This window comes from Wenzhouxiangella sp. YN1, from assembly GCF_056324145.1.
Window position 1 is genome coordinate 263319 of record NZ_JBJNIO010000147.1, and the last position, 24819, is coordinate 288137.

The following is a 24819-nucleotide window of genomic DNA, read 5'->3' on the forward strand; positions in this document are numbered from 1 at the left end:
AGGCCAATCGAATGCACAAGCTAACCCCTGCAATCCTGGCACTGACCGGCATGATGACCCTGGCCGGCAGCGTGACGGCCCAGCAACCCGGTGCCGACCAGGATGCCAACATCGGCACGGCAGATATCGATGCAGTGATCCCGAAAACGCCGGAAAACATCGCCCGACTGGGCCAGGACCTCACGCCCATGGGTGCGCCCGTGGCGGGTAACGCCGAAGGCACCATTCCCGAGTGGGACGGTGGCCTGACGCGGGCTGACTGGCCCGAAGGTTATACCCCGGGCGATCGCCATCCCGACCCTTTTGCCGCCGACGAGCCGCGGCTTCGCATTACCGGGCAGAACTACCGCGAGCACAGCGACTATCTCTCACCCGGTCAGGAAGCGATCTTCGAGCGCTATCCGGATACCTTCTACATGGAGGTCTACCCCACCCGCCGCAGCGCGTCCTTCCCGGAACGCATTTATGAAATGACCGCCCGCAATGCCGAAACCGGCCGCCTGGTCGCCAACGGTGAAGGCGTTGCCGACGTCGCCGAAGGTTACCCGTTTCCGCTGCCGCAGAATGCGCGTGAGCTGATGTGGAACCACAAGATGAAGTACAAGACGGCCGGCAGCATCCGCTACTGGAACCAGGTGGTGCCGACCGCCGGCGGCAGCTACACGATGATCAAGATTCGCGAAGAGATCCTCGGCCTGTACTTCAAGGAAGGCATGACGATCGATGACATCGACAACGTGCTGCTGTATTTCTTCCAGGAAGTCGAATCGCCGGCGCGCCTGGCCGGCAACATCCTGCTGGTGCACGAGTCGCTCAACCAGATCAAGAAACCGCGCCAGGCCTGGGTCTACAACCCCGGGCAGCGCCGCGTGCGTCGGGCACCCAACGTGGCCTACGACAACCCGGGTACGGCAGCCGACGGCCAGCGCACCAGCGACATGACCGACATGTTCAACGGCGCGATGGACCGCTATGACTTCGAGTTGGTCGACAAGCGCGAAATGTACGTTCCCTACAACTCCTACAAGGCCCACAGCGCTGATCTGACCGCCGATGATCTGATCATGCCCGGCCACCTCAACCCCGAGCATCTGCGCTATGAACTGCATCGCGTGTGGGTGGTGGAAGCCACCATTCGCGAGGGCACGCGGCATATCCATCCGCGGCGCACCTTCTATATCGACGAAGACACCTACCAGATCCTGATGATCGAGCACTATGACCAGCGTGGCGATCTGTGGCGTGTGTCGGAAGCGCACCCGATCAACTACTACGATCAGCCGCTGATGACGCCAACGCTGGAGTCGACGGTCGATCTTCAGAATGGACGCTATATCGTCAATGGCGTGAACAATCAGGATCCCGTGATGCAGTTCGGACTCGAACTGTCGCCGCGAGACTACACGCCGCAGGCGCTGCGCGTGCGCGGTCGGCGCTGATTGCAGTCATCGTTGCAAACGCAAGGGCCGGCCGTGCGCCGGTCCTTGTGTCTCGGGGTTCGCGAACATGAATCACTTCAAGCTGATCGCCCTGGCGCTGCTGTTGCTGCCGGTACTCACCTGCGCTCAGGAAACGCCTCAAGTCATCGAGCCCGAACCGGCGGAGCGCGTGCCCCTGGCCGATGAGTCGTTGATACTCGATGTGATCCGCGCCGGCGAACGCCATGTTGCCGTCGGCGCCAGGGGGCACGTGCTCACCTCCCCCAATGGCAGGGACTGGACCCAGGCCGAGCATGTGCCCGTGCGTTCGACGCTCACCCGAGTGGCGTTCAGCAACGGCCAGCTCTGGGCAGTGGGCCATGACACCACCATCATCCACAGCAGCGATTTCGGCAACACCTGGGAGCTGCAATACTTCATGCCTCTCTGGGATGGCCCGATTTCCGAACAGCCGCTGCTCGACGTGCACTTTTTCGATGCCCGCCAGGGCCTGGCCATCGGCGCCTATGGGTTGATCATGCATACCCGGGACGGCGGGCAGAACTGGACGGTGTCGCATATGGAAGACGCGATGGTTTCCGAGGCCATCAACTGGGAGCACCCCGGATCCGAACAGCGGGCAGACGACGCCGCCGAGCCCGCGGGCAGTGCCAGCGATGCCTATTACGACGCATCGCAGGACTTCGATCGCGGCTGCTACGAGTTCATGGAGTGCCATCTCAACGCTATCCTTGCGCTCGATGACGGGCGCCTGATGCTGGCCGCCGAGTCCGGTTACGGCTTTCGGAGCGACGACGGTGGCCAGACCTGGGAGAGCTTCCGGTTTCCCTATCCCGGCTCGATGTTCGGTCTGTTGCCCGCCGGTAATGGCATCATTGCCTTCGGCTTGCGCGGCAACGTGCAGCTTTCGGATGACTACGGCGACAGCTGGCAGGAACTCGAGTCCGGTGTCGAGGCCACGCTGCTTGGTGGCGCCGTCAGCCCGGACGGTCGGGTCGTGATGGTGGGAACTGGCGCGACCGTGCTTGCCTACGATCCGGAAGCCGGAAGCTTTGCGGTATCCCAGGATCGCCTCGGCAGCGACTATGCCGCGCTCGTGTTCGGCGACAGCGGCGACATGATCCTGGCTGGAGACAACGGACTGACCCATGAATGACACTCCTTCCATGACACGTCGCATTGCCGATGCCGTGTTCAGCGTTCGCCCGCTGATCCTGCTGCTGTTCGTTCTCGGCACGGCGGCGATGGTTTACTACAGCCTGCAGCTGCGCGTCGATGCCGGCTTCAAGAAGCAGCTGCCGCTGGAGCATTCGTACATGCAGACCTTCCTCGACTACGAGGAGACTTTCGGCGGCGCCAATCGCATCATGGTGGCCCTGATCGACCGCAAGGGCGACATGTTCACGCCCGAGTTCTTCCGCGCCTTCGAGCAGCTCAGCGAAGACGTGCTGTACGTGCCCGGCGTGGACCGCTCGTCGGGGCGCTCGATCTTCACCCCCAACGTGCGCTTCGTCGAGGTGGTGGAAGACGGCTTTGCCGGCGGCAACGTCATTCCGGCGGACTTTGCGCCCTCGCCGGAAATGCTCGAGAAGGTCCGCTCGAACATCATCAAGTCCGGCGAGGTCGGGCGCCTGGTGGCCGAGGATTTCTCTGGCGCGATGGTGTGGGCCAATCTGCTCGAGGAAAACCCCGAGACCGGGGAAAAGCTCGACTACCAGCGCGTTGCCAGTGCGCTGGAAGAGATCCGCTCGCGCTACGAAAATGAAGCGCAGGTGGTGCACATCATCGGCTTTGCGAAGATTGTCGGCGACGTTGCCGATGGTGCACGCGGGGTGGTGCTGTACTTCGGTCTGGCTTTCCTGATTACCGCAGGGCTGCTGCTGCTCTATTCACGTTCCGTGTGGCTGACCGTGCTGCCGCTGGTATGCTCGGTCACCGCGGTCATCTGGCAGCTGGGCCTGCTCAATGTCATCGGCTTCGGGATCGACCCGATGAACATTCTCACGCCGTTTCTGATCTTTGCCATCGGCGTCAGTCATGGCGTGCAGATGATCAGCGGCTGGAACGCAGAGAAGCTCTTTGGCGGGCATTCGCCGATCGGTCTGGTCCAGGAAGGCATTCCGCTCGAGCAGATTCAGCCGGTTTCCAGCCTGGAAGCATCCAAGGCAGTATTTGCCCGCCTGCTCGCTCCGGGCGCGATCGCGCTGCTGAGCGACACCATCGGCTTTCTCACCATCCTGTTGATTGAAATCAAGATGATCCAGGAGCTGGCCATCACCGCCAGCATCGGCGTGGCCGTGATCATCCTGACCAACCTGGTTCTGCTGCCGGTGCTGCTGTCGTACGTGCGGCTGCGCAATGAAGACAGGATGCGCCGGCGCCAGTACGAAAGCAGCCAGAAGCCAAGCGCCATCTGGGACTTCATGGCCCGGTTCACGCAGCGCGGCGTGGCCGTGTTTGCGGTGATTGCCGGCATCGTCCTGTTCGCCGGCGCCTGGGTCAAATCACAAGACATGCAGATCGGTGACTCCGAAGCGGGGGTGCCCGAACTGCGCGACGACGCCCGCTACAATCGTGACGCCCGCGCCATCCAGGAGCACTTCTCTCTGGGCACGGACGTGATCAACATCATTGCCCAGACCGAGGCCAACGCCTGCACCGAGTCACACGAGATCATGGAGGCGATCGATCGTTTCGGTTGGCATATGCGCAATGTCGAAGGCGTGCAGCGCGTGATGACGCTGCCAATGGCCGCCAAACAGGTCAATGCCGGGTGGAACGAAGGCAACCTGCGCTGGCAGATTCTCCCGCGCGACAAGTATGCGCTCGCCCTGACCACCCAGAATATCCCGACCGACAGCGGGCTGCTCAACCGTGACTGTAGCGCCATGCCGGTCATGATCTTCACCGAAGATCACAAGGCCGAAACCATCGACCGCGTGGTTGAACGGGCGCACCAGCTTCAGGAAGAGATCCGCATCGAGGAACTCGGTTATCAGTCCGTCGGCCAGGCGGCCCACGGCAACTGGCCCGAAAACGGTGAGCATCCACCGCTGGTGTTCAGGCTGGCGACCGGCAACGTCGGCGTGATGGCGGCCACCAATCAGGAAGTGGCGGCAGCTCGCACGCCGATGCTGCTCTACGTCTACAGCGCGATCGTCGTGCTTTGCCTGATCACCTTCCGCAGCGTGCTTGGCACCCTGTGCATCGTGCTGCCGCTGGTGCTGGTCAGTTATCTGGCCTATTCGCTGATGGCTTTCATGGGCATCGGCCTGAAGGTCAACACGCTGCCAGTGGTCGCATTGGGTGTTGGTATCGGTGTCGACTACGGCATCTATATCTTCAGCCGGATGAAGAGCTTCCTGGACGCGGGTATCGGTCTGGACGACGCCTACTACCGCACCCTGCGTCTGACCGGCCGTGCGGTGTTCTACACTGCGGTCACCCTGGCCGTCGGCGTGGGCACCTGGCTGTTTTCCGACCTGCAGCTCCAGGCCGACATGGGGCTGCTGCTGGCCTTCATGTTCATCTTCAACATGATCGGCGCCATGCTGCTGCTGCCGGCGCTGGCGCGCGTGCTGCTGGGCTGGAAGGAAAAGCCCGGCAAGCCATGATGAACAACAGCGACACCACCGCAGGCAGTGACGACAGTGCAGGACAAGCCCGTCCCCGGGCTTTGCTGCACGCATTGACCATGGACGCGGTTCGGGCATGAGTCGCCGACCGTTGGTTGTGCTGTCCTCCGGCGGCAAGGACAGCCTGTACATGCTCGACAAGCTCCGGCGCGATCCGGCATGGCGAGTCGAAGCGCTGATCACCACCGTCAACGCAGGCAACGGCCGGGTGGCAATGCACGGCACTTCCGATACGGTGCTGCGCAAGCAGGCCGAAGTGCTCGGCTTGCCGCTGACCGTCATTGGCCTGCCCGACGGTTGCGACAACCAGGAATATGAAAAGCGCATGGCTGCGGGTCTGCAGCCCTTTCTGGAGCGGGGCATCGATACGATTGCCTGCGGGGATCTGGCGCTTGACGACATGCGGCAGTGGCGCGAGCAGAGCTTTGACGGCATGGGCTGGGAGGTTGTTTTCCCGATCTGGCACACGCCCACCGACGAGCTGGCCCGAACCCTGGCACGCCCGCCATGGCGCGTGGTTATCGTCTGCGTCGATACCTGGCATCTGCCCGAGACGCTGCTGGGCGCGCCCCTTGATGACGAGCTGCTGGCCGCGCTGCCGGCCGGGGTCGATCCCTGCGGGGAAAACGGCGAATTCCACACTTTCGTGTGCAACGGGCCGGGATTTGCCGCGCCGCTGGAGGTGACGCCCGGCCGTCGCGTGTTGACGCACGAACGTTTCCTGATGCTGGATCTGGAGCTCGGCTGAGCCCGAACCGGCGGCTCAGTCGCTCGGTCTCGTTTCGCTGTCGGCTTCCAGCTGTTCCACCAGGCCGCAGACGTAGCGAATGCCTTCGACGATGCGCGGCGTGGGGCGCACCAGGCGTTCGGGTTCGACTGCCTCCAGCCGGGTCTGGCCCTCTTCCACCATGCGGGTGCCGCGCCAGATCGTCAGCGGGTCTTCGCCGGATTCCGGCAGGCTGGCGATGATCAGTTCAGGCGTGCGCGCAATGACGGCTTCACGATCGATCGAGGCGGCTTCGGTGTCGAGGTCGTCGAAGACGTTGCGAGCGCCGCAAGCCTCGAAAACTTGGGTAATGACATGCGTCTTGCCGAGCGTGAACAGCGGCCGCGCCGACACCTGGTAAAAGATCGCCACATCGCTGTCGGCCTTGTGGTCGGAACGCAGTGCTTCAAGTTCGGCGCGAAAATCCGCTGCCGCCGTCCTCGCCTGATCGGCTGATCCCAGGCGGTTGCCGATCCGGGTCAGAGCGCGGGCGATGTCGGTCAGGGTTCGCGTACCGAGCCACATTACCTCGATGCCCAACTGCTCGAGTCGGTCGCCGACCGCTGCCGGCGTGCCGCCCGTCCAGGCCAGCGCCAGATCGACATCCAGGCCAAGAATGGTCTCCATGTCGAAGCGGAAGGCGTCGCCGATCAGCGGCAGTTCGCGCGCCTGTTCGGGCCAGTCACTGTAGTCGACCACGCCGACGAGCGTGTCGCCGGCGCCGGCAGTGAACACCAGCTCGGTCAGATGCGGCGCCAGCGTGATCACGCGCGGCCGGTTTCCGGCGCTGGCCACGGAGCAGGTCAGCAGCAGCGCCGCCAGCGCCAGGCTCGTCAGCAGCGGTCTAGATCTGGTAGGCATACGACAGCGTCAGTGTGAGAACAACCCACAGTACCAGCATCAATGGCAATCCGACGCGCACGAAGTCGTTGAATTTGTAGCCGCCGGCATTCATGACCAGCAGGTTGGTCTGATAGGCCATGGGTGTGGCAAAGCTCAAATTGGAGCCGAACAGCACCGCCAGCACAAAAGGCTCGGCCGGCAGCATCAGCTGCTGGGCCAGGCTGATGGCAATCGGTGTGCCGATCACCGCCGCAGCGTTGTTGGACACCACGTTGGTCAGCGCCGCCATCGCCAGCATCAACAGGCCCAGGATCGCCCAGGACGGAATCCCGAAGCTGACCGCCAGAAGGATCTGCGCCAGCCAGTCGGCGCCGCCAGTGCGCATCAGCGCCGCGCCCAGCGCCAGCGAGGCCACGATGATCATCACCACCTGAATGGACAGCGCATTCATTGCCTCCTTCCAGTTCAGGCAGCGCGTGAGCAACATGGTCAGCACACCCGCCACCGCGCTGATGGCGATCGGCAGGATGCCGGTGGCGGCGACGACAACCACCAGCGCCATGATGCTCAGGGCCAGCGGCGCCTTGGAGGTCTTGGGCAGGTTGACCGAGCCGTCGAGTACCAGCAGGTCGCCGCCTTCCTTGAGCTTGTTCAGACGCGCGCCGGGTGACTGCACCAGCAGTACGTCGCCTGATCTGAGCACGGTGTTGTCCAGGCCGGTCGAGCGGGTCTGGTTCTCGCGGTTGTAGCGGTGCAGGGCCAGCAGCCTGAGACCGTAACGCGACAGCAGCCGCGCCTCGCTGATGCGCGAGCCCACCAGCCTGGACTGCGGCGTGACCGCCACTTCGGCGATCTTGTGGTCGCCCGGACCCAGCGGGTGATTGTCGTTGACCTCCACGTCACCCGAAAAAAGCCGGCCGCCGAGCAGGTGGGCAAACTCCCTCAGGTTGTCCCGGGTATCGGTGGTGGTGATGCGATCACCGGCCTTGAGGGTCACATCCGGCAGCGGCGTGACGAACACGCCGGGCCCGCGCTGAATCTTTTCGACCTTGAGATTGCCGCTGCAGCGCTCGATCGCCACGGCCAGGGTCTTGCCCACCGCTTCGCTGGACTTGCCCAGGCGGATCTGGGCGGTATACAGCCGTTTGACCGTCGACTGCATCGGCACCGGTCGCTCGGGTATCAGCCGCGGCGCCACCAGCCACAGGTAGAGCACCGATATCGCGCCGGCGATGGCGGCCGGCACGATGAAGTCGAACATGCGAAAGGGCGCCACGCCCATGTCGGCAGCCACCGACACGACCAGCAGGTTGGTGGAGGTGCCGATGGTGGTCGACATGCCGCCGACGATACTGATCAGGCCCACGGGAAGCAGCAGCGCCGAGGGCGACTGCTTGGTGCGAATCGCCACGCCGATGAGGATCGGCAGCAGCATGACCACGATCGGCGTGTTGTTGATGAAAGCGCTCAGCACCGCGCAGATCAGCAGCGTGGCGAGCATTGACAGCTTGGGCGCCTTGCGCCAGGAAATCGCCAGGCCGCGGCCTACCGGTTCCAGCGCGCCGGAGCGGATCAGGCCGTGGCCGAGAATCATCAGGGCACACACCGCGATCAGGGCCTGATGACCGAAGCCGGCGTAGAAGTCGGTGGGGCTGAGCTCGCGCCCGTCCGGGCCGACATAGGGGAAGATCTGGAATCCGATGGTGAGAATGGCCAGCACTACCAGCGAGCTGGTCTCGAGCGGAATACGATCGCGCGAGAACAGCACCAGCGCCAGCAGCAACAGCAGCAGCACGCCAAGGGCGTGATAATTGGGCAGGGCGAAGCTCATGGTCAGCCGATTTTACGCGCAAACGCCTGCTCAGGAATGCCAGCCATCGGCCTCGGCCAGCTGCGACTCGATGGCCTCGAAAGAATGTACCGGCGCCAGACAGCGCTGCCCCAGGCAGATCATGGCGGTGGCCCGTTCTTCGTCGGCCAGCGGTCTGAGCAATTGGGGCAGGTCCTCGACGGCCAGCCCGGCGGGCAGGCGGTAGACCTCGCAGCGGTTCGTGGCCGCCAGCTGGCGCTGCCACTCGGCCACCGGGTCAGCGGGGCCGGCCAGCATGATCTGCGGCGGTGGGTGCTCCAGGATGCGCCAGGCGCGCAGCAAGGTCGCGTGCGCCAGGGCCGAGCGCGCGATATCGCCGCGGGCCGCCGCAATGGCCTGGTGCGCGGCATCGATCAGCCCCGGCTCGCCACACAGCTGGCCGAGCCTGCTCATGCCGATGGCCGCCTGGCCGGCGCCCGCCGGCGTCGCGTCGTCGGCGTGCGCCAGCGGTCGGGTCAGCAGGTGCTCATGATCGCGCGGCGTCAGATGCAGCGCGCCGCTGGCTTCGTCGACGAACTGCTCGACGATGCGCTGCCCGATGCGCCGGGCGAGATTGAGCCAGCGAATCTCGAAGCGCCAGGAAAGCAGTTCCAGGCAGGCGACCAGCACGTTGGCATGTTCGTCGAGCAGCGCGGTCTGGGCGCTGCGTCCATTGCGCCAGACCGCTCGTGGGGGTTCCTGGCCGAACAGGTTCACCGCCACGCTGTCAAGAGCCTTCGCCGCGCGCTCGCGCCAGCCTTCACGTCCGAGCAGCCGGCCGGCGGCGGCCAGATTTTCGATCATCAGCCCGTTCCAGCTGGCCAGCATCTTGTCGTCGCGGCTCGGTGCCGGGCGCTCCGATCTGGCCTTGAGCAGGCGGCTGCGCGCCGATTCGATACGGCGTCCGATCTCGCCTTCGTCGAGGCCTTCATCGACCAGCTCGCCTGTGGAGCGGGCCATGACCAGATGCCAGGCTTCGCCTTCGAAATTGGGCGGGCCATCCAGGCCAAAACGGGCGCTGAACAGATCCTGCTCGTCGGTGGGCAGGCGCTCGGCCACCTCCTTGCGCGTCCACACGTAATAGGCGCCCTCGCCGTCGGCGCTTTCGGCATTCAGGCTGGTGGCAAATCCGCCGCTCTCCAGACTCATTTCGCGCTCGAGCCACTCCACCAGGTGATCGCACACGGCGCCAAAGTCCGCGCGCCGCCAGCGCCTGGCCGCGCGGGCGTACAGCCCCAGCAGCAGGGCGTTGTCGGAGAGCATCTTCTCGAAGTGGGGAATCTCCCAGACGGCGTCGACGCAGTAGCGGAAAAAGCCGCCGCCGAGCTGGTCGTGCAGGCCCAGGCGCGCCATGGCCGTGAGGCTGTCGCCAAGCATCTGCGCCGGCTGGCCGCCTTCGAGCTCGGCCAGGGCGGCCAGCTGGGGTGCCTGGGGGAATTTCGGACCATCGGTGCCGAAGCCGCCGTTATCGTGGTCGAAGCGCGCGCCGGCCTCGGCGATGAATGACTCCAGCGCCGACTCCAGGTCGGCCTCGCCGCCGGGCCGCGGCGTGGCCACGGCCTGCAGGGCTTCCTGTACCTGCAGATGCTGCGCGCGCAGCTCGTCGCGGCGCGTCGACCAGACCTGATGGATGCGCGCAAGCAGGTCGCCGAAAGCAATCATGCCGTGACGTGGCTCGGGCGGAAAATAGGTGCCGGCAAAGAACGGCGCGTGGCTGGCCGGGTCGAGAAAGACGGTCAGCGGCCAGCCGCCGCCACGGCCCGTGAGCAACTGGTGAGCAAGCTGATAGATGTGATCGAGGTCCGGGCGCTCCTCGCGGTCGACCTTGATGTTGACGAAGTAGGCGTTCATGCGCTCGGCGATCTCGTCGTTGTCGAAGCACTCGCGCGCCATCACATGGCACCAGTGGCAGGCGCTGTAGCCGATCGACAGCAGAATCGGCTTGTCGAGCGTGCGCGCCATCGCCAGCGCCTCGCGATCCCAGGGCTGCCAGGCCACCGGGTTGCCGGCGTGCTGAAGCAGGTAGGGGCTAAGGGCATCGTTCAGTCGGTTGTGCGGCTGCTGCGGGTTCATGCGGTCATGGTAAGGGATCACGCCGGGTGCCGCTTGCGGCCGGACTCTGAGGCAGCTCGCCGGTGTCCGTGCGCCGTTGAATCCCGCGTTCAACTGCAGGGTGGTCTTCTGCGATAATCTGGCGCCATGAATCAGTCCGACTTCCATTTCCACAGCATCGATCCGGTGGCCATCGAGATCGGCGGCTTTGCCATCTACTGGTACAGCCTGATGTACCTGGTGGCCTTCGGCGCCTTCTGGCTGCTGGGCCGTCTGCGCGCGCGGCGTGAGGATGCGCCACTGAAGCCGCAGCAAATCGGCGACTTCCTGTTCTGGGGTGTGGTCGGCGTGATCGTCGGCGGGCGGCTGGGCTACGTGCTGTTCTACGGTTTTGACCAGCTGCTGTCCGATCCGCTGTTTCTGTTTCGCATTCGCGACGGGGGCATGAGTTTCCACGGCGGGCTGGTCGGCGTGCTGGTCGCCATCTGGGCATACGGTCGCCATCTGGGCTGCGGTTTTCTGCGCCTGGGTGATTTCGTGGCCCCGCTGGTGCCCATCGGTCTGGCCGCCGGGCGTCTGGGCAACTATATCGGCGGCGAGCTCTGGGGCCGCACCACCGACGTGCCCTGGGCGGTGATCTTTCCCGGATCCATTCAGGCCGGCGGGCGCGGCTCTGCGACCCTGTACGAACAATACCTGACCGGCGCGCTCGACGAGTTCGCGCGCCACCCGTCTCAGCTCTACCAGGCCGCGCTCGAGGGCCTGGCGCTGTTCGTGATCCTGTGGCTCTACTCGGCCCGGCCGCGGCCTGTCGGCGCCGTGGGCGGTGCTTTCCTGGTCGGTTACGGCGTGTTTCGCTTCATCGCCGAGTTTTATCGCGAGCCGGACGCGCACCTGGGTTTCGTCGCCCTCGACTGGATGACCATGGGTCAGATCCTGTCGCTGCCGATGTTCATCACCGGCGTGGCCCTGATGACCTGGGCTTATCGGAGCCGCTCGTGAAGAACTATCTGGATCTGCTGCGTCACGTGCGCGACAACGGCAGCCGCAAGGACGATCGCACCGGCACCGGCACGCTGAGCGTCTTCGGCCACCAGCTGCGCTTCGACCTGGCGGAATCCTTCCCCCTGGTGACCACCAAGAAACTCCATCTGCGCTCGATCATCCACGAGCTGCTCTGGTTTCTGCGCGGCGACACGAACATCGCCTACCTCCGGGAACACGGCGTGAAGATCTGGGACGACTGGGCCGACGAGCGCGGCAGTCTGGGGCCGATCTACGGCACCCAGTGGCGCAGCTGGCCGACGCCCGACGGCGCCACCATCGATCAGCTCGACGAGGTGGTCGAACAGATCCGCCAGCGCCCCGATTCGCGCCGCCACGTGGTCACCGCCTGGAACCCGGCCGACCTGCCCGATGAGTCGATCTCGCCGCAGCAAAACGCGCGCGCCGGCCGGATGGCGCTGGCGCCGTGCCACTGCCTGTTCCAGTTCCACGTTGCCGACGGGCGCTTGAGCTGCCAGCTCTATCAGCGCTCGGCCGACTGCTTTCTGGGCGTGCCCTTCAACATCGCCAGCTATTCGCTGCTCACGCTGATGGTCGCCCAGGTCACGGGCCTCAAGCCCGGCGAGTTCATTCACACCTTCGGCGACGCCCACATCTATCTCAATCACCTCGAGCAGGTCGACGAGCAGCTGTCGCGCGAGCCGTTTCCGGCGCCGCGCATGGACATCAAGCCCCGGCGACAGCTGAGCGACTTCACTTTCGAGGATTTTCGCCTGGAAGGCTATCGCTACCACCCGGCCATCTGCGCCCCGATCGCGGTCTAGAACGGCCTGACGCTGGAGCACTGGATGCAGCAAGAAGCGACTGAAATCACCCTGGTGGCCGCAATGGCCAGAAACCGCGTCATCGGGCGCGACGGCGGCATGCCCTGGCACCTGCCGGCTGATCTGAAGCACTTCAAGGCGGTGACGATGGGCTCTCCGATCGTCATGGGGCGACGGACGTTCGAGTCCATCGGTCGACCGCTGCCGGGGCGGACAAACGTCGTGATCAGTCGCTCCGGCCTTGAGTTGCCCGACGGCGTACTGCTGGCCGCGAGCCTGGACGAGGCTATCGACCGCGCCGGCGCCGCGCGGGTCATGGTGATCGGAGGCGGGCAGATTTATAGTGAAGCGCTGGATCGTGCCGACCGTCTGGAGCTGACCCTGATCGATGCGGTGATCACCGGCGATACGGTGTTTCCCGAATGGCCGGAAGTGGATTGGCAGTTGGCAAAGATGCGATCGCGGCCGGCCGACCAGTCCAATCCGTACAACCTGGTGTTTGCGACCTTCAAGCGGGCCGCTACGCCCAGCTGATCTCCGCGGCAGCTACAATGGCTGGCCCGCCGAAACTTTTGCGAGACATGGCAGCAGCATCTGGCTCCAGCGCCGAGGTCGATGAGCACTGGCCCGACAAGCGTCGCGTCACCATTGTCGGCGCGCTGTGGAACCTTGTGCTGGCGGTGGGCAAGATCGTTGCCGGCGTGGCGGGTCAGTCGCAGGCGCTGATCGTCGACGGCATCCATTCGCTCTCTGACCTGGTCAGTGATGCAGTCGTGCTGGTGGCATCTCGCTGGGGCGCCATTGAGCCCGATCACAATCATCCCTACGGTCACGGCCGCATCGAGACGGTGGCGGCAGCCATTGTCGGAGTGCTGCTGCTGGCCGTGGCCATCGGCTTCATCGCTGATGCGGTGATGCGCCTGCTCGAGCCCGAGCGCCTGCTGCAGCCCGGCTGGCTGGCGCTGTGGGTGGCGCTCGGCTCGGTGGGCATCAAGGAAGCGCTGTTCTGGTACACGCGGGCGGTGGCGAAGCGCTCGCGCTCGAGCCTGATCATGGCCAACGCCTGGCATCACCGCTCCGATGCGTTCTCGTCGGTCATCGTCATTGCCGGCCTGCTCGGCACGCGCGCCGGTTATCTGTGGCTGGATACTGCCGCCGCGATTGTCGTCGCCGGCACGGTCGCCTGGATGGGCGGGCGTTTTGCCTTCGACGCGCTGGTCGAGCTGGTTGATACCGGGGTCTCGCGCGGTGAGCAGAAGAAGCTCGGCAGCATCATCATGGCGGTCGACGAAGTCCACGGCTTTCGTGAACTGCGCACCCGGCGGATGGGCGGCCAGATCGTCATGGATGTCTCCATCCTGCTCGACGGCGGGCTCTCGCTCGATGCGGCCGACCGCATTGCCGCGGCGGTGCGCAAGCGCTTGCTGAGCGAGTCGACCGAGGTCTTCGACGTCGTGGTCAGCGTGGCACCGTGGCGAGGGCGTGAATGACAGCGCGGCAGATCTTCGTTGGCGATCTGCAGGGCTGCCGCGAGCCCTTCGAGCGCCTGCTCGAGCGGCTGCGTTTCGATCCGGCAGCCGATCGCCTGTATCTGGCCGGCGATCTGGTCAACCGCGGTGGCGAGTCGCTGGCCACCCTGCGCCTGGTTCACTCTCTGCGCGAGGTCTTGACCCCGGTGCTGGGGAATCACGACCTGCACCTGCTCGCTTACGCGCGTGGGCTGTTGGGCAAGCCCAATCCCGAGTTCGATGCCATCCTGAATGATGCCCGCAGAGAAGAGCTGCTCGCGTGGCTCAGGCGTTGCCCGCTGATGTGGTTTGATGAGCCGGCCGGGCTGGCGCTAGTGCACGCCGGCGTCGACCCTCGTTGGGGGCCGCAACAGGCCCGCGCCCGCGCCGCCGAGGTTGAGCAAGCGCTGTCCGAGTCGCCTGAGCAGTTTTTCAACCATATGTACGGTGATGAGCCCGCGCGCTGGCATGCCGGTCTGCCGGACGGCGAGCGTTTGCGCACCATCACCAACGCGCTGACGCGCATGCGCTTTTGCAGCGCCGACGGCCACCTGCACCTGGCCAACAAGGGTGATCCCGACAGCGCACCGGCCGGCTTTGCGCCCTGGTATGAGCATCTGCATGCCGGCTGGCAGGGCTGGACGCTGATTTTCGGCCACTGGTCGCGGCTCGGGCTTTACGACAACGGCAGCGTCGTCTGCCTTGACAGCGGTTGCGTCTGGGGCGGGGCGCTGTCGGCCCTGGTTATCGAAGGCGAGGAGCGTCGGATCGAGAGCATCGATTGCCCGGGCCGCTGAAGCGGTGTTTCTCAGCGGGCTACACTAACGCTTCGAGCACCGGCGCAAGGGGTGGTCGTTGTCCCGTCCAGATCTCGAAGGCCAGGGCCGCTTGGCCGACCAGCATGCCGAATCCGCTGTGGACGCGCAGATTGCGGTCGCGACACCAGCGCGCAAAGGCTTCGTGCGCCGGGCCGTAGTTGAGATCGTATGTGGTGGCGTCTTTGGTCAGCCAGCCTCGATCGAGCGGCGGTAGCTCGCTGTCGTGACCGGCGCTGGTCGACTGAATCAGCAGATCAAACCGACCCCCCGGGCCGGACTCGAACCCGCCGCCGGTGATCGGGCCCAGGTGAGCGAACTTGCCCGCCAGCGCTGCGGCGCGTTCGGGCGTGCGGTTGATAATGGCAACTTCCGTCGGTTGATGCTCGAGCAGCGGGCCAAGAATGCCGGCCACCGCGCCGCCGGCGCCAACGATCAGAATGCGCCGCCCGGCCGGGTCGATGCCCAGGCGGTCTAGATCCAGCAGCAGCCCAGCGCCGTCGGTGTTGTAGCCCCGCCAGCCGTCTTCGGCCAGGCGCAGGGTGTTGACCGCCTGCGCCTGGCGAGCCGGGCGGTCGATATCCGTGCACAGCTTCAGCCCGGCCTGCTTGAGCGGGACGGTCAGGTTGGCACCCGTGCCGCCTTCAATTCGAAACGCCGCCAGCCGATCGGGCAGCTCGTCGATGCCCGCCTCGATGGCGGTGTAGTCGACCCCGATGCCGAGCGCGTCGCCGAACAGGCGATGAATGCGCGGCGACAGGCTGTGCGCCACCGGCCGGCCGAACACCGCGAGCCTGTGGCTTTGCCTTTTCATCAGTCGATCATCAACCCGGCGGCTTCCAGTGCGGCGTAGGTGAGGATCCCGCTGGCGCCGGCGCGGCGCATGGCAATCAGGGTCTCGAGCAGCACCTTGTCGTTGTCAAGCCAGCCGTTGGCGACGGCGGCCTTGAGCATGGCGTACTCGCCGGAGACATGGTAGGCAAACGTCGGTACACCGAAGGTCTCGTGCACCCTGCGGATGACATCGAGGTAGGGCAGGGCGGGCTTGACCATCACCCAGTCGGCGCCCTCGTCGAGGTCGAGCTCCACTTCGCGCAGCGCCTCGTCGCTGTTGGCCGGATCCATCTGAAAGCCTTCCTTGCCGGCCTTGCCCAGGCTGGCCGCCGAGCCGACCGCGTCGCGGAACGGACCGTAGTAGCTCGACGCGTACTTGGCGGCGTAGCTGAGAATCAGCGTGTTGACGTGGCCGTCTGATTCGAGTTGCTCGCGGATGGCGCCGACGCGCCCGTCCATCATGTCCGAAGGGGCGACGACATCGGCACCGGCGGCGGCATGGGCCAGGGCCTGGCGCACCAGCACGTCGACCGTGCGATCGTTGAGTACGTAGCCGTCTTCGTCGGCGATGCCGTCCAGACCGTGGCTGGTATAGGGGTCGAGTGCCAGGTCGGTGATCACGCCCAGCTCCGGAAAGCGCGCCTTGAGCGCGCGCACGGTTTCCGGGATGAGGCCGTCCTCGCGCCAGGCCGCGGCGGCGTCCTCGCTCTTGTCTTCGGCCGCGACGACGGGAAACAGCGCCATCGCCGGAATGCCGGCCGCCAGGCAGCGCTCGGCCAGCTCGAACAGGCCATTGCGGCCGACGCGCTCGATGCCCGGCATCGAATCGACCGCCTCGCGGCCGTTGGCGTCTTCCAGCACGAAAGCCGGCTGAATCAGGTTGGCCGGCGAAAGCCGGGTCTCGCGCGCGAGTTCACGGGCAAAGCCGCTGGCACGCGTGCGGCGCATGCGGGTTGCTGGGAAAATCATGTTCCATCAAGGTGGTTTTGGGGTGTCTCCATTATAGGGCTGACGGGTTTGTTCTGGTGGTTTGCCGGCGATGCCGGGCGGTATTTCACGGGTGAGCCGTGGATTGGGCGCTGGCGCCGCAGGCCCGCTGCGCGGGTCTCGACAAGTCAAAGGCATTCCGCCCGGCTTGCTTCGCAAGCTCTTTGGGCGGGTACCTTTTTTCCAGCGCGAAAAAAGGCACGAAAAAGCGCGCTTGAAAGTCAAAGTCCCACGCTCTTTTTCTCAGAACTTGCTTGCTGTGCGGGCTGGCCCCTTCGCGACGGTGCCTTCGCGAGCACTCCGTCGGAGGATCTGGTGGCCATTGCTGCAATGGGGCGAAGCCGGCACCAAGGCGGCCCGGCTTCGATCGGTTGGCTTCGGATGGCGCTGGGATGGCTTCTGGCTTCCGGGCTGCGAGATTGGCCACTCGGCGATCTTTGGCTGACTTCCATCTCTATCGCCTCCGCTCCCCACAGCCAGCGCGCGCAAAGCGCCAGGTGTAACCCATCCCAAGCGCAAGCCCATGATCCCTCCCATGGCCATTTTCGGAAATCATCCCGGGCACCACGCGACCAGCCGGGCACTCGCGAAGCCCGCTCACCGAAGGGGCCAGCCCCCACAGTCGCCCATCTCCCGAGGTAACCGAGCGTGGGACTTTGAAGTTAGAGAGCGTTTTTGCTTACTTTTGTCGTAATTGACAAAAGTGAGTCGCCGCAAGACCCCGCGAAGCGGGCCCGGGCGAAACCGCCTTTGACTTTGATTTTGAATTGTCGAAACTCGCACCGTGACCGGTGACGTCAACACTCGATCACGCAGGAAATCCCCACCCCTTCGCGCAGCGTTGCAGCGCAAATGCTAATCTCGCAAGCATGTCACCCTCAGTTCGCATTCCTGAAATGCGCCCCGCCGAGCTGATTAACGTGCCGGCCGGAGACGTGGCGCGCCTGGCCGAGTTCATCGGTTCGAACGACCGCCTGCTGGTGCTGACCGGCGCCGGCATTTCCACGCATTCGGGGATTCCCGCCTACCGCGACGGCAGCGGGCGTTGGCTGCAGCGCCAGCCGATTCTTTATCAGGATTTCGTGCGCTGTGAGTCCACGCGGCGACGCTACTGGGCGCGCAGCTTTTTTGGCTGGCCGATCATGGCCGCCGCGCAAGTCAACGCTGCCCACCGGGCGCTGGTCGAGCTCGAGCGCGCTGGCCGGCTGGAAAGGGTGGTGACGCAGAACGTCGACGGTCTCCACCGGCGCGCGGGGCAGCAGCGCCTGGTTGAGCTGCACGGCCGGCTTGATCGCGTGTGCTGCCTTGACTGCGGCGCGGTCAGCGACCGCGCGGAGCTGCAGCGGCGCCTGGCTGATCTCAATCAGGGCTGGAGGGCCGAGGTGCAGGGCATCAACGCTGACGGCGACGCGCGGCTTGACGAGGCCGAGTGGCCGGGTTTTACGGTGGCTGAATGCGCCATCTGCGGCGGCCGGCTCAAGCCGCAGGTGGTGTTTTTTGGCGAAACCGTGCCGCCGGCCACGCGCCGGGCGGTGGACGCGGCCGTGGCGCGGGCCTCGGCGGTGCTTGTCGCCGGCAGTTCGCTGGTGGTCGGCTCGGCCTTTCGCCTGGTGCGCGCGGCCGCCGCCCGCGGTCTGTCCATTGCCGCAGTCAACCGCGGCCGCACGCGCGCCGACGAGCTGCTTTCTTTCAAGGTCGACAGCGGCTGCGAGGTTGCGCTGGCTGCTGCCGTGGGGCTTCAGGCTGCCGTCGACAGCCCGGGCTCGACGCCCTCGGCGAGCGCGTCGAAGTAGCTGCGCGTCAGCTCGAGCTGATCCCGGGCGCATTCGGCGCGGTTGACGATTCGGCGAAAGCCGGCGTTTTCAGGGCGATCTTTCGCGTACCAGCCCAGGTGCTTGCGCGCGATGCGCACGCCCCGGCTCTCGCCGTAGAAAGCGTAAAGGGCTTCGAGGTGTCCGAGCAGGATGTCGCGCACGTCGTTGACCGGTCGCTCGGGCAGGCGCTCGCCGGTGGCCAGGTAATGCGCGATCTCGCCGAAGATCCAGGGTCGGCCCTGGGCCGCGCGACCGATCAGCAGGCCGGCGGCGCCAGTGTAATCGAGCACTCGACGCGCCTGCTCCGGCGAGTCGATGTCGCCGTTGGCCCACACCGGAATGCGCCGCTGCGAGACGATCTGTGCAATCGTGTCGTACTCGGCCCGGCCGGTGTATTTCTGATCGCGGGTGCGGCCGTGGACGGCCAGGGCAGCAACGCCGGATTCTTCGGCGATGCGCGCGATGGCGGGGCCGTTGCGCTGGTCTGCGTCCCAGCCGGTGCGGATCTTGAGCGTGACCGGCACCTCGACGGCGGCCACTACCGCTTCGAGAATGCGCGCGACCAGCCTCTCGTCGCGCATCAGGGCCGACCCGGCCCAGGCCTTGCAGACCTTCTTGGCCGGACAGCCCATGTTGATGTCGATGATCTCGGCACCGTGGTCGACGTTGTAGCGCGCCGCCTCGGCCATGCGCTCGGGCACGGTGCCGGCAATCTGTACGCTCACCGGTCCGGGTTCGCCGGCGTGGTCCATGCGCTCGCGCGATTTGCGGGTATGCCACAGCGAGGGATCGGAGCTGGTCATCTCCGACGTGGCCAGATCGGCGCCGAGCTGGCGGCACAACAGCCGAAACGGCTTGTCGGTTACGCCCGCCATGGGTGCCAGGCCGAGTGCCGGCAGTATTTGCCGACCGCCTGTCGGAATAGCCCCGCCGGCTGTCTCTGTTGTGCGGATAGTGCCCATGCAGGCATTGTAGATTGCAAACAGGCTTCAAGCTATCTGCCCGGCCACGTCGGGTAAATCGAGTCCACCATGTGCGAGCAGGATCGACGCCGCTTCCAACGGTTTTCTCTCACGGCCGACTGTGAGCTGATGCTCGATGAGGAACATCGGGGGCAGCCCGCCAGGTTGCTCGACCTGTCGATCAACGGGGCGCTGATCGAACTGGCCGCACCGGCCGGTTTTGCCGCGATATCGCACGGCGGGCTGTCGCTGCGAGTCTCCGGTCTGAAGTCTGCTTCGATCATGCAGATGTACTTCAGGGTGCGCGTGCTGCGAGTGGACGAGCGCAAGGTGGCCTGTCGCTTCGAGCGCGTTGATATCGACAGCTTCGCAAATCTCAAGGACCTGATCGCACTCAGGCTGGGCGAGCCGAGCCTGCTCGATCGGGAGCTGACCCGGCTGGACTACTGGCCCGGAGTGTCGCGGGCTGCGGGCGACAGCTGAGGCAGCAGCCACTTGGCCATCACGGCTTCCAGCGTTTCCAGGCCCTGGCCGCTGGTGGCGGAAAATGCCTGGACACCTACTGTCTCGTCGACCGCGTTGCGCACCCGCATCAGCGCTTCTTTCTGCTTGCCGCGCCCCAGCTTGTCGGCCTTGGTCAATACCAGGTGCAGAGGCAGGCCGCGATGGGCCGCCCAGTTGGCCAGGTCGATATCGCCGGGCTTGAGCGGGTGGCGGATGTCCATGACGATGACCAGTCCGCTCAGCGCCTGGCGGCGTTCCAGGTAGCCCTGAATCAGGCCTGCCCAGTGACGCTTGAGGTCGCCGCCCACGCGCGCGAACCCATACCCCGGCAGATCGACCAGGTGTCGCTGTTCATCAAGGCGGAAAAACACCAGCTGCCGGGTGCGCCCGGGAGTGCGGCTGGTGCGCGCCAGTGATTTGCGGTCGCAGAGTCGATTGATCAGGCTGGATTTGCCGGCGTTGGAACGACCGGCGATCGCCACTTCTCTGCCCGCGTCGGGGGGCAGCTGCGCGCGTTGATGAACGCTGATCAGGTATTCGGCCCGCCGAAGCAGCGGTTTGACGGCTTGCATGAGGATTGATGCTGGCACGGCAGATGCTTAGAGGCGATAATATCAGGTTCAGGTTTCCAATCAGGAGAAGGATCCAAATGGCTCGATTTCTGGTGATGCTGCTGGCATCGGCACCCCTTCTGGCGCACGCGCAGGTGGTGGGCGATCCCGAAGCCGGCAAGGAAAAGGCGGCTGTATGTGCGTCCTGTCACGGCATGGACGGTAATTCCCAGGTCAGCATCTGGCCGAAGCTGGCCGAGCAGCACGCCGGCTACGCGGCCCGGCAGTCGCGCCTTATTCGCGAACAGGAGCGCAACGTACCGGAGATGTATCCCATCGTGGCGGATATGAGCGATCAGGATCTGGCCGATCTGGCAGCCTACTACGAGCAGCAAACGCTCAAGGCTGGCGTGGCCGACGAAGTGCTGGTCGAAAAGGGCGAAGCCATTTATCAGGCCGGTAACGCCGACTCGGGTGTGCCGGCCTGCGCAGCCTGCCATGGCCCCTCGGGCAGCGGCATCAAGGGCGCCTATTACCCGCGCCTGGGCGGCCAGCACGCCGACTACACCCAGAGTCGTCTGCAGGACTATCGCAACGGCGTGACCAGCGGCGATGATGATTCTTACAGCAAGATCATGGTTGCCGTGGCCGAAAACATGAGCGATGAGGAAATCGAGGCCGTCAGTTCCTACATCGAAGGGCTGCACACGGCACGCTGGTAAACTGCGGCGACAGAGTTTCCGGAACTCGCCCGCATCGGGCGGGTCTGACTGAGCCATACAAGGCACGACAACCATGGAGAGTGCAATGCGCAAGTTTCTGAACCTGGCCGCCGCCGCCAGCGTACTGCTGGCCGGCTCGCTGCTGGCGCAAACCTTTGAGGAAGGACAGCACTACCAGCGGATCGGCAATCCGGTCGCTACACCCGATGACCGCGTGGTGGTGGTCGATGGTTTTGGCTATCCCTGCCCGGCCTGCCGCCGTTTCATGCCGTACCTGGAAAGCTGGGAGGAGCGCCAGCCCGACTATGTAGAGGTCGAGCATCTGCCGGTTGCATTGCAGCCCGGCTGGGACTTGTACGCCAAGGCCTATTACACGGCGGAGGTCATGGGGATTGCCGCTGAAACACATGAGGCCATGTTCAAGGCGGTGCATGATCAGCGGCGCCAGTTCCGCAGCTTTGATGACATCGCCCGGTTCTACGCCGAGCACGGCGTGGACGCCGACAGCTTCGTCAATACCTCGCAGTCCTTCGCCGTTGATGCCAAGATTCGCCAGAATCGCAATGACGTGCGCAATTACGGTATTCGTGGAACGCCCTCGGTGATCGTTCAGGGCAAGTGGAAAGTGAGCCCCACCGGCCTCAAGAGCTATGATGAGCTGCTCGAAATCGTGGACTTTCTGGTTGCCAAGGAAGCCCGGGCGCTGAATCTGGGCGCGGCGAACGGTGACCCCGCCGAAGAAGAAACAACGGCGATTGCCGAGTCGGCTGAAGACACCACCGGCTGATCGTCGTGGCGGTGTCCGGCCGGCAGTTGAGGCTGCTGAGCTACAACATTCAGGCCGGCACCTCGACCGGCCGCTATCGGGAATACCTTACGCGCAGCTGGCGGCAGGTGCTGCCCAACAATCAGCGCGTGGCGAACCTCGACGCCATTGCCGAGCTGGCGCGCGATTACGACATCGTCGCCTTGCAGGAGGTTGACTGCGGCAGCCTGCGCTCGGGCTTTCTGAATCAGGCGAAATATCTGGCCACCCATGCCCGTTTTCCCTGGTGGCAGCACCAGGGCAATCGCAAGGTGGGCATCGTGGCCCACGCCGGCAACGGCCTGCTCAGCCGCATGGAACCCAATCACGTCGAGGAGCACCGCCTGCCCGGTGCAATTCCCGGCCGCGGCGCATTGGTCACCCGGTTCGGCGAAGGCGACCGTGCGCTCTGGTTGGTGGTGCTGCATCTGGCGCTGGGGCGTCGGGCACGTACCCAGCAGCTCGACTATGTCGCTTCGCTGGTTCGTCATTACCCGCACGTGGTCGTCATGGGCGACTTCAACAGCGGCCCGGGCTCGCGCGAGGTGCGCGGCTTCTGCGATAAAGCCGGCCTGGAGCGCCCCATGCATCCGGTGCTGACCTTTCCTTCCTGGCAGCCGCAGCGGGCGATCGACCATATACTGGTCTCCCCCGAAATGCGCGTCAGCGAGCTGCGCGCGCTGCCGGTCACTTTTTCCGATCATCAGCCGGTGTCGATGACCCTGGAGCTCGGCGACGATGTCGACCTGCCGGATGCTGCCGGCGACGGCCTGACGCATCACCGCTCCGAACATCCGGCCTGAGGGCCGGATGGAGCAAGGCAGGGCGTCGGCCGGGCCGTCGCCTGATAACGACTCCAGCCACGAGCCGGTGGTGCCGCCGAGACTTGTCAGAACCCCTGTATGACTGCAGGATGATGGCCATGATGAGAGCTTCCAGCACATGAAAGCCAAACTGCTGATATTTCTGGCCTTGCTGGCGTTGGCGCCCGTTGCCAATGTCGCCGGCTCGGAACGCGCGAGCGAGCGCGAGGTCTTCAGGGAAGGCTGGCAGGCGGCCCGGCGCGGCGACCAGGCCGGTATGGTCGCCGCCATCAAGGCCTTGCCCGACTATTCGCTTACGCCCTATCTGCAGTTCGAGCTGTTCCGGCAGCGCATCGACTCGGTGCCTTATCCGGTGATGACGCAGTTTCTGGCGCGCTATCGTGACTGGTCGTTTCATTCGCAGCTCGAAAACGCCTGGCTGCGCAGCCTGGGTGAAAACGACGACTTCGAGCACCTGCTCGCGCATGGTGCCGACAGCAAGGATGTGACGGTACGCTGCCATGTGGCGCGCGCCCGCCTTCGTGAGGGCGATACACAGGGACTGGCAGCATGGGTTCGCGATCTCTGGCTGTCGGGGCGCTCCCGGCCGGATGCCTGCGACGAAGCCTTCGCCTGGTGGCGGAGCGAAGGCCATCTGGACGCCGAAACCGCCTGGCAGCGTTTTCGACTGGCCGTGGATGCCGGCGAGATCGGGCTGGCGCGTTATCTCAAGCGCTTTCTGCCGCGTGATGAGACGCCCTGGGCCGATCGCTGGCTGGAGATGACACAGCGCATCCCGGCGACGCTGCGCGCGGCGCGAAAATGGCGCGACTCGGAAATGGCACGCCTGCTGATCCGTCGTGGACTGGAAAAACTGGCCCGCAGCAGTTGGGAAAGCGCGAGCGGGCTCTGGCACCCGCTGTCTTCCGGGTTTGCCTGGAGCGACGCCGACCGCGCGGCCATTGACCGCGAGATTGCGCTGTTTCGTGCGGTTGACCTCGATTCTTCCGCGCTTGCCGCCATTGACGCGCTGCCTTCAGCGGCGCGTGATCAGCAGATCCTGGCCTGGCGCGCCCGCGTGGCCATGGCACAGGACGACTGGTCGGAGGTGCTGGCGAGCATCGAGGCGATGTCGCTGCGCGACCAGGCCGAGGCAAGATGGCGTTTCTGGCGCGGTCGCGCCCTGGCCGAGCTCGAGCGCCCCGAGGCCATGATTGCCTTCACCTCGCTGAGTACCGAAGCGCATTACTACGGCTTTCTGGCCGCTGCCCATCTGGAGCAGCCGCTGAGCCTGTGCGAAGAGCGGCTGCGCGCCGACGATGCCATTCAGCGACGCTTGCTCGGCGACGCCGAGTTCGAGCGGGTGCTCGAGCTGTTCGAGGTCGGCCTGTCCTGGCATGCCCGCACGAGCTGGCGCCGGCTCTCGCGGCGCTTGATCGATCGCGAAATCGAGCAGGCAGCGCTGATTGCCGCCGGCCGCGGTTGGCATCATCTGGCGATTACCGCGCTCAATCAGGCCGGCCGGCGTCAGGCTTATCCCTGGCGATTTCCGATGGCGGTCAAGGGCACCGTATTGACCGAAGCCAAGCGCTATGGCGTCGACCCGGCGCTGGCCTACGGCCTGATGCGGGCCGAGTCGGCGATGCAGCCCGACGCCCGTTCGCACGCCGGTGCGCTTGGCCTGCTGCAGCTCATGCCGGGAACAGCCCGGGCGGTGGCGCGCCGCAACGGCCTGCGCTACAACGGTGCCGATTCGCTGACCGACCCCGAGGTCAACGTGCCCTTGGGCATTGCCCATCTGGGCGAGCTCTATCAGGAATTCGACGGCCACTGGATCCGGGTGGCCGCGGCCTACAACGCCGGTGCCAATGCGGTCGATCGCTGGCTCGACAAGCGTCCGGACAGCGCGCCGGACGTCTGGATCGAGACGCTGCCCTACTATGAAACCCGGGATTACGTGCCACGCGTTCTGGCTTTTGCCACGATTTACGAGTGGCAGCTGGCCCGTCAGCCGGAGCTTCTTTCCGGCCAGCTGATTCCCGGCGCCGGGCCGGCCGCGGGTTTTGCATGCCCGCCGTGACGGGTGGTCGGTAGAATGGGC

The 24819-nt window shown here is 65.2% G+C and carries 22 protein-coding genes; 15 read left to right on the plus strand and 7 right to left on the minus strand.

Going from position 1 to position 24819, the window contains the following annotated elements; all coding sequences use genetic code 11:
- Positions 1-11 precede the first annotated feature (11 nt).
- The 4 genes from ACEWQZ_RS08460 (at position 12) to ACEWQZ_RS08475 (ending at position 5822) form a co-directional block, all read left to right on the plus strand.
- The gene (locus tag ACEWQZ_RS08460; protein WP_476482640.1) at positions 12-1439 is read left to right on the plus strand and encodes a DUF1329 domain-containing protein; all 1428 of its coding nucleotides are present in this window, start codon (positions 12-14) and stop codon (positions 1437-1439) included.
- Positions 1440-1506: 67 nt separating this feature from the next.
- On the plus strand, positions 1507-2595 hold the full coding sequence (locus ACEWQZ_RS08465) for a WD40/YVTN/BNR-like repeat-containing protein (protein ID WP_476482641.1): 1089 nt from the start codon (positions 1507-1509) through the stop codon (positions 2593-2595).
- Positions 2596-2605: 10 nt separating this feature from the next.
- Positions 2606-5053 carry an efflux RND transporter permease subunit gene (locus tag ACEWQZ_RS08470; RefSeq protein WP_476482642.1) on the plus strand — a complete coding sequence of 816 codons (2448 nt, stop codon included), beginning with the start codon at positions 2606-2608 and terminating at the stop codon, positions 5051-5053.
- A gap of 97 nt (positions 5054-5150) precedes the next feature.
- Positions 5151-5822 (plus strand): Dph6-related ATP pyrophosphatase, encoded by a 672-nt coding sequence (locus tag ACEWQZ_RS08475; protein WP_476482643.1) that lies wholly within the window; start codon positions 5151-5153, stop codon positions 5820-5822.
- A 15-nt stretch (positions 5823-5837) separates the two neighbouring features.
- Here the strand turns inward: ACEWQZ_RS08475 and ACEWQZ_RS08480 are convergent, their stop codons facing one another.
- The 3 genes from ACEWQZ_RS08480 to ACEWQZ_RS08490 are packed head-to-tail and all read right to left on the minus strand — an operon-like array spanning position 5838 to position 10605.
- Entirely contained in the window at positions 5838-6701 is an 864-nt protein-coding gene (locus tag ACEWQZ_RS08480) for a helical backbone metal receptor (protein WP_476482644.1), read from the minus strand.
- Complete coding sequence (locus ACEWQZ_RS08485) at positions 6685-8514, minus strand: SLC13 family permease (protein WP_476482645.1); 1830 nt, start codon at positions 8512-8514, stop codon at positions 6685-6687. Before ACEWQZ_RS08485 ends, ACEWQZ_RS08480 begins: the two co-directional genes overlap by 17 nt.
- A 30-nt stretch (positions 8515-8544) precedes the next feature.
- Positions 8545-10605: a thioredoxin domain-containing protein gene (locus ACEWQZ_RS08490; protein ID WP_476482646.1), complete on the minus strand. Its 2061-nt coding sequence runs from the start codon at positions 10603-10605 to the stop codon at positions 8545-8547.
- 126 nt (positions 10606-10731) lie between these two features.
- Here ACEWQZ_RS08490 and lgt point away from each other — a divergent pair, with 126 nt between their 5' ends.
- From lgt to ACEWQZ_RS08515, 5 genes are read left to right on the plus strand one after another with little or no spacing between them, the layout of a single operon-like run.
- Positions 10732-11586 (plus strand): prolipoprotein diacylglyceryl transferase, encoded by an 855-nt coding sequence (gene lgt / locus ACEWQZ_RS08495; protein WP_476482647.1) that lies wholly within the window; start codon positions 10732-10734, stop codon positions 11584-11586.
- Positions 11583-12413: a thymidylate synthase gene (locus tag ACEWQZ_RS08500; protein ID WP_476482648.1), complete on the plus strand. Its 831-nt coding sequence runs from the start codon at positions 11583-11585 to the stop codon at positions 12411-12413. Before lgt ends, ACEWQZ_RS08500 begins: the two co-directional genes overlap by 4 nt.
- A gap of 24 nt (positions 12414-12437) precedes the next feature.
- The gene (locus tag ACEWQZ_RS08505; RefSeq protein ID WP_476482649.1) at positions 12438-12947 is read left to right on the plus strand and encodes a dihydrofolate reductase; all 510 of its coding nucleotides are present in this window, start codon (positions 12438-12440) and stop codon (positions 12945-12947) included.
- Positions 12948-12994: 47 nt separating this feature from the next.
- A complete protein-coding gene (locus ACEWQZ_RS08510) occupies positions 12995-13903 on the plus strand; it encodes a cation diffusion facilitator family transporter (RefSeq protein ID WP_476482650.1) in 909 nt (302 codons plus the stop codon).
- Positions 13900-14718 (plus strand): symmetrical bis(5'-nucleosyl)-tetraphosphatase, encoded by an 819-nt coding sequence (locus ACEWQZ_RS08515; RefSeq protein ID WP_476482651.1) that lies wholly within the window; start codon positions 13900-13902, stop codon positions 14716-14718. Before ACEWQZ_RS08510 ends, ACEWQZ_RS08515 begins: the two co-directional genes overlap by 4 nt.
- A gap of 19 nt (positions 14719-14737) precedes the next feature.
- Here ACEWQZ_RS08515 and aroE read toward each other — a convergent pair whose 3' ends face one another.
- Together aroE and hemB are read right to left on the minus strand one after the other, a co-directional pair.
- Positions 14738-15550, minus strand: a complete 813-nt coding sequence (gene aroE / locus ACEWQZ_RS08520; RefSeq protein WP_476482652.1) for a shikimate dehydrogenase — start codon at positions 15548-15550, stop codon at positions 14738-14740.
- Positions 15550-16539 (minus strand): porphobilinogen synthase, encoded by a 990-nt coding sequence (gene hemB, locus ACEWQZ_RS08525; RefSeq protein ID WP_476482653.1) that lies wholly within the window; start codon positions 16537-16539, stop codon positions 15550-15552. Before hemB ends, aroE begins: the two co-directional genes overlap by 1 nt.
- A gap of 887 nt (positions 16540-17426) precedes the next feature.
- Between hemB and ACEWQZ_RS08530 the strand changes: the two genes are divergently transcribed.
- Positions 17427-18350: an NAD-dependent protein deacetylase gene (locus ACEWQZ_RS08530; protein ID WP_476482654.1), complete on the plus strand. Its 924-nt coding sequence runs from the start codon at positions 17427-17429 to the stop codon at positions 18348-18350.
- Here the strand turns inward: ACEWQZ_RS08530 and dusB are convergent.
- Complete coding sequence (gene dusB, locus ACEWQZ_RS08535; protein WP_476482655.1) at positions 18296-19246, minus strand: tRNA dihydrouridine synthase DusB; 951 nt, start codon at positions 19244-19246, stop codon at positions 18296-18298. The genes ACEWQZ_RS08530 and dusB overlap by 55 nt on opposite strands.
- Before the next feature lie 156 nt (positions 19247-19402).
- Between dusB and ACEWQZ_RS08540 the strand changes: the two genes are divergently transcribed.
- Entirely contained in the window at positions 19403-19816 is a 414-nt protein-coding gene (locus tag ACEWQZ_RS08540; RefSeq protein WP_476482656.1) for a PilZ domain-containing protein, read from the plus strand.
- Here ACEWQZ_RS08540 and yihA read toward each other — a convergent pair.
- Entirely contained in the window at positions 19777-20409 is a 633-nt protein-coding gene (yihA, locus tag ACEWQZ_RS08545) for a ribosome biogenesis GTP-binding protein YihA/YsxC (protein ID WP_476482657.1), read from the minus strand. The two genes, ACEWQZ_RS08540 and yihA, sit on opposite strands and share 40 nt — an antisense overlap.
- A gap of 77 nt (positions 20410-20486) precedes the next feature.
- On the opposite strand from yihA, the gene ACEWQZ_RS08550 reads away from it, so the two are divergent.
- The 4 genes from ACEWQZ_RS08550 (at position 20487) to ACEWQZ_RS08565 (ending at position 24798) form a co-directional block, all read left to right on the plus strand.
- Positions 20487-21110, plus strand: coding sequence for a c-type cytochrome (locus tag ACEWQZ_RS08550; protein WP_476482658.1), 624 nt, complete (start codon positions 20487-20489; stop codon positions 21108-21110).
- Positions 21111-21195: 85 nt separating this feature from the next.
- The gene (locus ACEWQZ_RS08555; RefSeq protein WP_476482659.1) at positions 21196-21897 is read left to right on the plus strand and encodes a thiol:disulfide interchange protein DsbA/DsbL; all 702 of its coding nucleotides are present in this window, start codon (positions 21196-21198) and stop codon (positions 21895-21897) included.
- Positions 21898-21923: 26 nt separating this feature from the next.
- On the plus strand, positions 21924-22718 hold the full coding sequence (locus tag ACEWQZ_RS08560) for an endonuclease/exonuclease/phosphatase family protein (RefSeq protein WP_476482660.1): 795 nt from the start codon (positions 21924-21926) through the stop codon (positions 22716-22718).
- 139 nt (positions 22719-22857) lie between these two features.
- Positions 22858-24798, plus strand: coding sequence for a transglycosylase SLT domain-containing protein (locus ACEWQZ_RS08565; RefSeq protein ID WP_476482661.1), 1941 nt, complete (start codon positions 22858-22860; stop codon positions 24796-24798).
- Positions 24799-24819 lie beyond the last annotated feature (21 nt).